At 36.2% G+C, this 11202-nt stretch carries 10 protein-coding genes; 4 read left to right on the forward strand and 6 right to left on the reverse strand.

Translation table 11 applies throughout. The annotated features are described in order from the left end of the window. From M1V25_RS03430 to rpsP, 6 genes are all read right to left on the reverse strand, one after another. Positions 1-2613, reverse strand: coding sequence for a DEAD/DEAH box helicase (locus tag M1V25_RS03430; protein WP_498842440.1), 2613 nt, complete (start codon positions 2611-2613; stop codon positions 1-3). Between the two features lie 2 nt (positions 2614-2615). After that, positions 2616-4127, reverse strand: coding sequence for a site-specific DNA-methyltransferase (locus tag M1V25_RS03435; RefSeq protein ID WP_498842441.1), 1512 nt, complete (start codon positions 4125-4127; stop codon positions 2616-2618). 516 nt (positions 4128-4643) lie between these two features. Continuing rightward, positions 4644-4991: a 50S ribosomal protein L19 gene (rplS, locus tag M1V25_RS03440; RefSeq protein WP_116963377.1), complete on the reverse strand. Its 348-nt coding sequence runs from the start codon at positions 4989-4991 to the stop codon at positions 4644-4646. A 29-nt stretch (positions 4992-5020) separates the two neighbouring features. Continuing rightward, complete coding sequence (gene trmD / locus M1V25_RS03445; RefSeq protein WP_116963376.1) at positions 5021-5770, reverse strand: tRNA (guanosine(37)-N1)-methyltransferase TrmD; 750 nt, start codon at positions 5768-5770, stop codon at positions 5021-5023. Positions 5771-5780: 10 nt separating this feature from the next. Next, positions 5781-6308: a ribosome maturation factor RimM gene (gene rimM, locus M1V25_RS03450; RefSeq protein WP_498842442.1), complete on the reverse strand. Its 528-nt coding sequence runs from the start codon at positions 6306-6308 to the stop codon at positions 5781-5783. A 99-nt stretch (positions 6309-6407) separates the two neighbouring features. Continuing rightward, on the reverse strand, positions 6408-6668 hold the full coding sequence (rpsP, locus tag M1V25_RS03455; RefSeq protein WP_116963374.1) for a 30S ribosomal protein S16: 261 nt from the start codon (positions 6666-6668) through the stop codon (positions 6408-6410). Between the two features lie 363 nt (positions 6669-7031). On the opposite strand from rpsP, the gene sthA reads away from it, so the two are divergent. The 4 genes from sthA to tsaE all read left to right on the forward strand — a co-directional run bounded on the left by sthA (position 7032) and on the right by tsaE (position 10981). Then, positions 7032-8405, forward strand: a complete 1374-nt coding sequence (sthA, locus tag M1V25_RS03460) for a Si-specific NAD(P)(+) transhydrogenase (protein ID WP_498842443.1) — start codon at positions 7032-7034, stop codon at positions 8403-8405. A 96-nt stretch (positions 8406-8501) separates the two neighbouring features. After that, a complete protein-coding gene (gene accD, locus M1V25_RS03465; RefSeq protein WP_116963372.1) occupies positions 8502-9347 on the forward strand; it encodes an acetyl-CoA carboxylase, carboxyltransferase subunit beta in 846 nt (281 codons plus the stop codon). A 34-nt stretch (positions 9348-9381) separates the two neighbouring features. After that, positions 9382-10581, forward strand: coding sequence for a bifunctional folylpolyglutamate synthase/dihydrofolate synthase (locus M1V25_RS03470; protein ID WP_498842444.1), 1200 nt, complete (start codon positions 9382-9384; stop codon positions 10579-10581). Continuing rightward, a complete protein-coding gene (gene tsaE, locus M1V25_RS03475; protein ID WP_116963370.1) occupies positions 10568-10981 on the forward strand; it encodes a tRNA (adenosine(37)-N6)-threonylcarbamoyltransferase complex ATPase subunit type 1 TsaE in 414 nt (137 codons plus the stop codon). Before M1V25_RS03470 ends, tsaE begins: the two co-directional genes overlap by 14 nt. Positions 10982-11202 lie beyond the last annotated feature (221 nt).

Below are 11202 nucleotides of genomic sequence, written 5' to 3' on the forward strand. Positions count from 1 at the left end.
TTAAGGCACTATAAAATTTTCATTCTTCAATAAGCAATCAATCTGCTCAAAAACACCTCTCCCTTTATCATCTTTATTAGTAGCCATCAAAAATAAATTATGAGAAAGTTCAGCCCAACGATGACCGATTAACTCTTTTTGTTTACTATCCTCATTCGTAAGCAAATGTTGCCCCTTGTATTCAACAATCAGCAAACGATCATCTTTAAGCTTGGCTATAAAATCAGGATAAAATCTACTGCTATCTGTTGGAAGCCAAAACGATTTATCTGGTTGATTTTCAATATTCCTTAACCAATATTCGATACTATCGTGCATATCAAGCACCTTAGCGCACTCGAATTCTTCTTTATTCATAGCTGCAATCTGAGGGTAGTAATGATTCTTAAATTGGTAACTCCCCTCGTAGTATTTATTAATTGGGTAATTGATTGGAAACTCAAACGCATACTGTGATAGGTCTACTTGCATTATGTCATTATCCAGTAAACATAGCTGAAAGCCTTTCTTCTGCGCTCCTTTTCGAGCTTGATTAATTCTGTCTTTTAGCACCTTTTGAAGAATATATTTACCTCGAACTAAAGCGGCTATATCCAAGTCACCACGTTCAAGCAATGCTTCAATCGTTTTTCGTATATATTCAAGTAGATGTTGTGATGTAATATCACGTGAACGTAAATTGTGATCAAACCAAGAACATAAATCATTAACTGTGATATTCGTTTTGATACCGTATAATAACAACTGTTCTTTTTTACCTAAAAACCCTACTTGCATTTTTTGATTGGCAATGTCGATTATATATTGCTTACCATCTTCATCTAATGAAAAATCATCTTTAGTCAATGGCTTATAATAATCTGCAATTCGCCAATCACCTTGTAAATGTAAATAAGATTCTGGTTCGGCTATATCCCAATCATCATCAAGGCATAGGCATATTTGAGGAAGTATAAAACGCTCACCTCGCTGTGATGGGCTTAGTCTTTCCTCTTTATGCTGCATTTTTACATCAAGTTTACGTGCAACTTTTTTCTTTTCTTCTGGGTCTTTAATTGCATTAACTAGATTCTCAATAGTATCTTTAGCTAAAGCACCTTTATAGGTTACTTGCGTTACACCTTTATCATTTTTTGTGAGTGTTATATTTGACTGCTCAACTAAATCAAGACTGAATGAATCAAAATCCCCACTTAATGAAAATTGTATGACATCTTCAACATTATCATTAAAACCATCTAACGATTGCTGATAAATAACTTGCTCTGCTTCTTGCTTTTCAAAGCCCATTTTAACTAAACAATCTTTTAATTTATCAACGGTATTGAGCCAACTTGTCGATGCTGTATGTGCATATGCCTTATTAAGCACTTCTTGCTTTCTTCTTTGTGCGTAAGGCATTCTTAATACGCGCCCTATTAACTGCTCAATCGCTGTTGCCGATGTTGTGTTAGCAATTGAACATAACACATAAGCAAAAGAACAATCCCACCCCTCTTTTAATGCTTCTACCGTTATAATGTAACGTATCTTACAGTTGCGATTAAAAAGGTCTAAGCCGTCTAGCTCTTTTTGTGTACCTGTTGCAATGGCTATTTCTTCTTCTTTGATCTTTTCAGATTCAATTAAATGTCGTTTTAATACTTCTACTGTTATATCTCGGTCTTTTTTCTCAGCCTGAAATAGCACTATAGGGCGTATATATTGATCTTCAAGTTTAGAATTATTGGCTAACTCCTCTAGTTTTTGACGTGTCTGTATACTTTGCTCTACTGCAACTTGCCACGTTTTTGCAGGCTGAACAACTAAAGGTAACTTTATCATTTCCTCAGCTTTTAGTTCTGCTGCTGTCACTGAGTGAATTACATTACTATTTTTAGCAGGTGTTGCCGTGTATTCAATAACACAAGCTGCATTAACGCGCCTTAACACTTCAATACTTAATTCTGATTTTGCATTATGCGCTTCATCAACAATTACTAAAGGTCTATACCAGTGCAATAAATTCACTAAAGAATATTTTAATTGGTTGGAGTCCTCTAAAAACTCCATCGATTCTATTGCCGATATTTTACTAAAATGTGGCTCTAAGTTTTCATCATGTGCATATACCTTGCGCCCATTGGTGTCATCTACTCGCAAAGATTGAAATGTGGAAATAATAATACATGCGCCACTATCAATATCAGCAGGGCGTATTTGTCTAAAATCAGCAATGTCAAATACTCGAAACTTACCACCAAATGCTTCATTTAACACTTTCCTGTTTGGGTGATCTTCATCAGTTAGTGTCTCTAAAGTTTGTTGCTTAATCTTATCAGTTGGCACAAGCCATAATATTAAGGGATAGTCACTTTCAAGATAATGTTCACTCGCTAATTTTATGGTATGCGCTGATAGTAACGTCTTACCTCCTCCTGTCGGTAATCTTAAGCAAACATAAGGTGCATCTTGTAAACCCTCTAAACTATTAAACGGCTTATATTGCCCCTGACCATAATTTGCTTTTTGGATTGTATCATAGGCACTTTTTGGGTTTGAAAATCTTGCGCCAGAAAGATAACTTTTTAATACTTCAATTGTGTTAATCTGATATTGCTTTAATTTAAACATAACTAACTGCTCTTAACATCATAAGGGGTTTGCTTGAAAGTAATATTTAACTCTTTAAGTTTCTTATCACTTATTCGGCTTGATTCACCATAAATAACTTTTATGCCATCATGCTTTGGTAATGTTTCCAATATTTTATTCGTCAACACATTACCGCCATGTGGTCTTTTGTCGCCTAAAATTCCGTTATACAAAAGATAATAAGCAACGTCATTATGGATGCCTAAAAATGCAGACTTATCTTTATTCTCAAAAGGCGTATGCGTTTCACAAAACCATACATGAGCGGCTAAGTGATCAAATTTAATCTTAGGGTTTATGTGTCCTTTGTCATCAAATATAGGTTGGCCTAAATGATAAAATCTAAAGCCACCTCCACCCTGCCAGTTTACATTTTTAGAAATACCTCCCTGTTCACCATCAATCACTTTTTTTAAACGATCTGCACAATGTATTTTAGCATGTTCGCCCATTTCAATACCAATGTATCTACGCCCCATTTTGTGAGCAACTGCTGCGGTGGTGCCTGATCCAAGAAAGGAATCAAGGACTAAATCGTTTTCACTAGTAGCCAAAGATAAGATTCGCTGAATAAGCTTTTCTGGTTTCGGAGTATCAAAAATATCTCTCGTAAAAAGTTTTTGTAATTCTTTCTTTGATTGATCGTTATGGCCAGCATCTTCAAATGTCCACCAAGTATTGGGAACTATTCCTTGTTTAACTTCATTTAGATATCTTTTTAATTGCGGGGATCCTTTCCCATCTTTCCCAAAGTAAATCCTGTTTTCTTTGATCCATTTTTCCATATTTTCCTTATTTGTTCTCCAACATTTACCTTCGGGGGGCATATATTCTTTGCTAGTATTAGGATTAATTATTGGAAAAACACCGCTTTGCGAAAAGCTTTTAACAAGAATATTGTCAGTTCTGTATAAACCCCTTCCATCACCATCATCGTATTTATACATTGAATTCTGCTTATCCTTTCTTGGAAGAAGACCTCTTTCAAATTTTTCTGATTTTTTAAAAACTAAAATATGATCATGGGAATCAGGAATACCTTTTGAATCATTTGAGGTTGTATATTTTTTTTGCCAAACAATGTTGGTTACAAAGTTTTTTCTTCCAAAAACCTCATCCATTATAACTTTTAAATAATGTGCTTCGTTATCATCTATCGTTACCCAAATACTTCCATCTTCACTCAATAATTCGCGCAATAACTCCAACCTTGGATACATCATTTCAAGCCATTTTGTATGCTCTAAATTATCCTCGTAATACTCAAAAGCACTTTTAGTATTGTATGGAGGGTCAATATAAATACACTTAACCTTGCCCGCATAATAAGGCAACAAAGCCTTTAGAGCATCGAGATTGTCACCTTGTATCAACATATTTTCAGTATCTTTGTCACCATAAGATAAACTATCGTCAACCTCTAACAAACGATACGGCACCTTACTGCTTTTTCTTATGCTTTCCTCTCTATTGAGCCATTGCAATATTGGCATTGAGTAAATACTCCCTTAATCAAAATTATATAATCAAACCTTAATCTGCCGCCAATAATAAAACCAAAATATCGGATTGACCACCAAAAACTAAGATTTTCACATCATCTCAATCTTACTTACTCAATCTCCATCAAAAAACCAATAAACCATCCTTAACATCACCAACTATGAGGTCTAGAATAGAAGTCAGCACTTCGTTTAAATATGCTTTGTCAATGATATTAAAATCAACGTAGATGGGCAGCTTTTGATCATATTTTTATTGAGCATATGACATAAAGAGGTTTATTTGAAAGACTATAAAGGCTATTCTGATATGGCAGAAGCTAAACGCAACCTTAAGCAGTATCAAGCTATAAAAATATTGATGTAAACAAAATTAAATAGATTTTATTATCTGAGTTCAACAGATTACAAGATCTGTCTTGAACCATTAAAAAGTGAACCAATTTTACAATAAAAAATGTCTCTTTTACTGTTTAGTGGTATTGATATTGGGGAGTACTTTTAAAATTATACTTTTTCTTTAATTCTTGCAGCCTTACCAGTAAGTCCACGCATGTAGTAAAGTTTAGCGCGACGAACTTTTGCACGTCTTTCTATGATTACACTTTCAATAATTGGACTGTGTGTTTGGAATGTGCGTTCAACACCCTCCCCAGATGACATTTTGCGCACGGTAAAAGCTGAGTTAATACCACGATTTTTAATTGCTAACACAAAGCCCTTGAAAGCTTGAACACGTGCTTTATCACCTTCTTTTACCCAGACATTAACAACAACAGAATCACCTGGATACATCGTTGGGATATCGCTACGTAATTGTGATTTTTCAACTAATTCTAAATATTTACTTTTCATTTATTTTTCTCCTAAATGTGCATTCTCTATCACGTTTTATTTTGTTCTTCATGCGCTATTTGCGCAAGGTATTGCTTATCTTCATCCGATAGACATAGGCACTCAATCAAATCTTTGCGCCGCATAAATGTGCGTTTTATTTTTTGTTGCTGTCGCCATTGTTGAATTTTTCTATGATCACCTGATAACAGCACTGCTGGCACATCCCCTGCCTCACTATGTTGAGCTGGGCGTGTATAATGCGGACAATCTAGCAAACCATTATAAAATGAATCTTCAACTGCTGATTCTTGATCGTTTAAAACATCCGGCAACAGACGCATAATACTGTCCATCAATACCATTGCTGGTAACTCGCCACCACTTAACACATAATCACCAATCGAGATTTCTTCATCAACATGACGCTCAATCAAACGTTCGTCAATACCTTCATAACGACCACAAAGCAAGATTAAAGCATCTTCACAGGCAAGCTCCTTAACACGTGCTTGTGTTAATGGCTTCCCCTGGGGCGACAAGTATACAACCTTAGCTAATTTGTTCAATCTTTTTTTGGCATCCATAATCGCTTTTTGTAAAGGGTCATACATCATCACCATGCCAGGTCCCCCACCAAATGGTCTATCATCTATGCTTTGATAACGATTAGTAGCAAATTCACGCGGATTAATTATTGTTAATTGCACTTTTTCGTTGTTGACCGCACGTGCTGAAATCCCAAACTCAGACAATGCAGAAAACATCTCAGGAAAAATGCTAATCACAATAAAGCGCATACCCCTCACCTTATAAGTAATCGTATTGCCAATCGACAATAATTTGCCTTACTTTTTGATTGACTTCAACAATATAGTCTTTCCCAAATGGAATAAGGTATTTTTTGTCACCGTGCTTACAACAAAGTACTTCATTGACGCCAGTATCTAAGATATCTTCTACCCAACCAAAACTATCGCCTTGTTGATTAATCACGCTCATACCAATCAAATCTACCCAATAATATTCATCATCTTCCGCAATTTCTTTTAAAGCTAATCGTGGTACACCAATAGACGAATTGGTATACTTGGCAGCTATTTCTTTAATATTGGCATCTGGGAATTGAATCAAAATCTTATCACCAACACGGCTAACTACTTCGCCTTCAAGCTTATGCCATATACTATCACTTGGTTTTTTAATATACCACTGCCCATAGGATAATGCTGTTTCGATGGAATCACTTAATACATAAAGTTTTAGCTCACCTTTTAAGCGATATGGCGCACCTACCTTAGCGATGACAACCATACTGTCATTATCTTGCTGTAGCATAATTAACCCTTTGTAATTTTACGTAAACAAAAACGCCAACTACGGCAAGCGTAAGTTGGCGTTTTCAATCATTGGGCACTTAAGCACCCCCAAAAAACATTAAGCTTGTGCAGTACCTGATTTACGTGCTTCTTTTACTAAAGAAGTAACACGATCAGACATTTTTGCACCTGTACCCAACCAGTAGTCTACACGCTCAAGGTCAACACGCACTTTCTCTTCATGCTCTTTTGCTAACGGATTAAAGAAACCAACACGCTCGATAGGACGACCATCACGTGCTGTGCGGCTATCAGTTACCACGATTCTATAAAAAGGACGCTTCTTAGCGCCGCCTCTAGCCATACGAATAACGACCATAATATTCTCCAAATTTATAAAAATTAATTATTGTTGCTCTAGAATCTGCATTTAAATTAATAAGCAAATGCAAAAACGGGCGAATTTTACCTTATTTCAATTTGTTTCGCTAGTTTTTCGATTAAAAATTTCTGCTTTAAATCCTGAAATTACACATTTTTTAGCTCCGAAAAATAAATTAAGGATAGTGATGTCATCCTTAAATTTTCTAATAAAATTTATCTTAAAGTTATTTAAGGATCTATACAGCAAGATAGAAAAATACACAGCTCCCATATAAATTGAATTAACTTCATATATTTCTCAACACATCTAGATTGCTGTGATACAATCTGCACCAAATTTTTTAAGCTCGGAATCATTATGCAATTTGACTATGACGTTATGGTAATTGGCAGTGGACCAGGTGGTGAGGGAGCAGCAATTAAAGCTGCCAAATCTGGGCTTAAAGTCGCAATCATCGAGTCGAACCTGATCGGCGGTAATTGCACACATCAAGGCACTATCCCGAGTAAAGCACTACGTCATACGGTATCTCACTTCGCCTTTCATGCTAAATATCATGATTATAGCTATGCACAAATGCTTGAAAATGCAACACGTGTTATCGAGGCACAAACTCAACTCAAAACAGGTTTTTACAAGCGTAACAATGTTGATATGCTTCATGGTTTTGCTAAATTCATCGACCCACATACCATATGTATCTGTAAACAAGGCGAGGGTGAATTACTACGTGAACAGTACAGTGCAAAATATTTTGTGATCGCAACAGGCTCACGCCCATACAATCCAAATGATATCGACTTTAGTCATCCCCGCATCCTCGATAGCGATAGCGTTTTAAAGCTAAAGGATAACCCTAAAACTATCACCATTTATGGGGCAGGAGTAATTGGTTGTGAATATGCCTCGATTTTTCGCACATTAAAAATTCGTGTCAACCTTATCAATAATCGTGAGCGCTTATTATCATTCTTGGACAATGAAGTCATTGATGCTTTGAGTTATCACTTCCGTGAACAAGGTATTCGTACGCGCCACAATGAATTCTATGACAGTATAATCGCTAACGATTATGAGGTGAGCCTTAAACTCAAATCAAACAAAATTATAAAATCTGATTACTTACTGTTTGCGCAAGGTCGGACAGGTAACACAGATAAGCTTGGACTTCAAAACATTGACATTGAACCTAACATACGTGGCTCGATTGAAATAAACGAAAATTATCAAACGATACAACATACACATATTTACGCAGTTGGTGATGTGGTAGGTTACCCATCGCTGGCTTCAGCGGCTTTTGATCAAGGGCGCTTTGCTGCAACGCACATTGCCGAAGGCAAATGCACAACCCACTTGATTAAAGACATTCCAACTGGCATTTATACCTTACCAGAAATTAGTTCTGTTGGAAAAACAGAGCAAGAACTTACCACAGAAAAAGTGCCTTATGAGATCGGACATGCGTTTTTTAAAGACCTAGCACGCGCTCAAATTTCAGGTAAAACCACAGGAATGCTTAAGCTTATTTTCCATCGTGAAACCTTGCAACTACTAGGGATTCACTGTTTTGGGAGTCAAGCCTCTGAGATTATTCATATCGGTCAAGCAATTATGTCCCAAAAAGGTAAAGCCAACACGCTTATGTATTTTATTAACACCACATTCAATTACCCTACTATGGCAGAAGCGTATCGAGTCGCAGCATTAAATGGACTCAATCGCTTATAACCTTTTTGATTACGAGGTTGATAAATAATTGCATCACACCTATCGCACGATATAATGACTAGTTATGTTTAATCACAAAAGTGATCGCTTCTGACAATGAGTTGGCTAACCAAAATTATTCCACAATTGCGCTCGGATTCTGAAAAAAAAGAACTACCCGAAGGCGTATGGCATAAATGTTCTTCATGCCATTCTGTATTATACCTTCCTGATCTAACTGAAAACATGATGGTGTGCGGCAGTTGTGATCACCATATGCGGTTAACTGCACGCCAGCGTGCAAACTGTTTTTTTGATAAAGACTCTCAGGTTGAATACTTTAGCGATGTGAAACCAAAAGATGTTTTAAAATTCAAAGACACCAAATCATATAAAGATCGTCTAAGCAGTGCTCAAAAGAAAACCAGAGAAAATGATGCTTTACTTGTTTTTGATGGTTCGATTAATGGCAGACTTGTTGTTACAGCTATCTTTGATTTTAGCTTTCTTGGTGGTTCTATGGGTTCTGTTGTTGGGGAAAAGTTTGTACGCGCAGTAGAACTTGCAATTGAAAAAAGACTCCCTCTGATTTGCTTTACCGCAAGTGGTGGCGCTAGAATGCAAGAATCTTTGTTTTCATTAATGCAAATGGCCAAAACAAGTGCCTCCCTTGCTAAGCTTGCTGAGCATAAACTGCCGTATATTGTTGTATTGACCGATCCAACAACAGGTGGGGTATCTGCTTCATTAGCAATGCTTGGTGATATTCATATCGCCGAACCCAACGCGCTTATTGGTTTTGCAGGCCCTAGAGTCATTGAACAAACTGTACGTGAAAAACTACCAGAAGGCTTTCAACGCAGTGAATTTTTGCTTGAAAAAGGCATGATTGATCGGATTGTTCATCGTCAGCAATTAGCTAATGAGATAAGCCATATACTTGACAAGCTTATGCCTGTATAGAAAATTATAATCATAGCGCTTATGTAAACACACTATGGTCACAACTAAACCCTCTTCCCAAGAAATTGATAACTATATTAATCAAATTCTTCAACTTAATTTCAAGCGTGCAGAATTTAAAAACCTTTCAACGTTTCTGACACATCTAAACATCCACTATAAACCCAAAATTATTACTGTGACAGGAACAAATGGCAAAGGCTCTACGGTGGCACTTATTTCAGAAGTTTTTAAACATAATCAAATCGATCATATTTGTCACATTTCACCACATTTACATGTTTTTAATGAGCGCATTAGTCATAATCAGAAGTCTATCGATGATGAAGCACTTTGTTTTTACTTACAAAAAATCTATCAAGCAAGTGTTGAACTAAAGCTTCAATTACATTATCACTTTATTGCTTTTTTATGTGCTTGGTTGCATATCGAACAACAAAGACCACAGTGGGCAATTTTAGAAGTTGGTGTTGGTGGGAAGCTTGATCCAGCCAACCTTTTTGATGCGGATATTGCTATAATTACAACAGTGGCTCTTGATCATTGTGAGCTATTGGGTCATAGTTTAGAGGAAATTGCTTTAAATAAAGTACATATTGCACGATCCGATAAGCCTGTTATTGTGGGGGAACCATTACCATATAAAGCGCAGGATTATTTAAATGAAATCAAAGCAACTATCATAGCTGCCAATCCAGTCAGTCAACACCTCATGGAAAGTAGCGGCATTCACCCCACAAGTCTTGCTTGTGCCTTAACTGCAATAAAGGAAATATCACCAACCTTATGTCTGCCAAACAACCTACATCAATTGGCGGTACCAGGTCGATTTTGTATAGTAAGCAAAAATCCACTCATTATTACTGATATAGCTCATAATCCTCAAGCAGTACAAAATTTAATGCTGAAAATTGCAAAACTTAAGAATAAATTCAAGCGCACAATTGCTATTTTTACCGTACATCAAAACAAAGACATCAGCCAAATTCTTGAAGATGCCCAGCTAATGATAGATTTGTGGCTTATTCCTGATTTAAGTGGGCTTGATGTGCGTTTTAAACAACTCAAAGATGAGCAGCAAACTAATTATTTTTCTGAAAACACATTATTTTTTGATAATCATATTGAGGCTTTTAAATACGTTCAGCATAATGCACAATTAGACGATTTAATCGTGGTATTTGGCTCATTTGTTTTAGTTGGAGCATTTATTGAGTATTATGACAAAAAATAAGGTTTCTACACATAACGAGCAAGAAATGCTTGATCTTGGCATACGAATTGCTCAAAGCCTCAAAGCGGGGGACATTGTTTACTTATGTGGAGACCTTGGTGCTGGTAAAACAACATTAAGTAAAGGCATATTGCAATGCTTAGGTTTTAAAGGTTCTGTCAAAAGCCCAACTTATACACTCGTTGAGACTTACCCCATCAATAATATTATTCTGCAACATTTTGACCTTTATCGTTTAAGTGATCCTGAAGAGCTAGAGTGGATTGGAATTCGTGACTACTTCAATAACGACACAATATCCTTGATCGAATGGCCACAAAAAGGTGGTGATTTTTTACCTCGCCCCACAAAAACCATTTATATTGACTATCATAACGATAGTCGTATTGTTCGTTGGTAAGGGTTGTTTATTTGAAGTGTTAATCAAAAAATCATCAAATTAACCTAAAGGCTTAATATCAGCAGATAATAACCGTTTAAGTTTAACACATGAATAGAGTTCTTTCCAAACCGTATTTAATCTAGCAAAATAGCTATTTAAAAATTAAAGGTGGATATGATCAATGAGATGGGAAACGATAAACAAGTTAGCAGCAGATGAGTTTCGTCGTTTAACAGGTG

Origin of the sequence: Candidatus Nebulibacter yamunensis, from assembly GCF_024208055.1 — a bacterium.
Classification (GTDB): Bacteria; Pseudomonadota; Gammaproteobacteria; order Francisellales; family Francisellaceae; genus Caedibacter; species Caedibacter lacustris.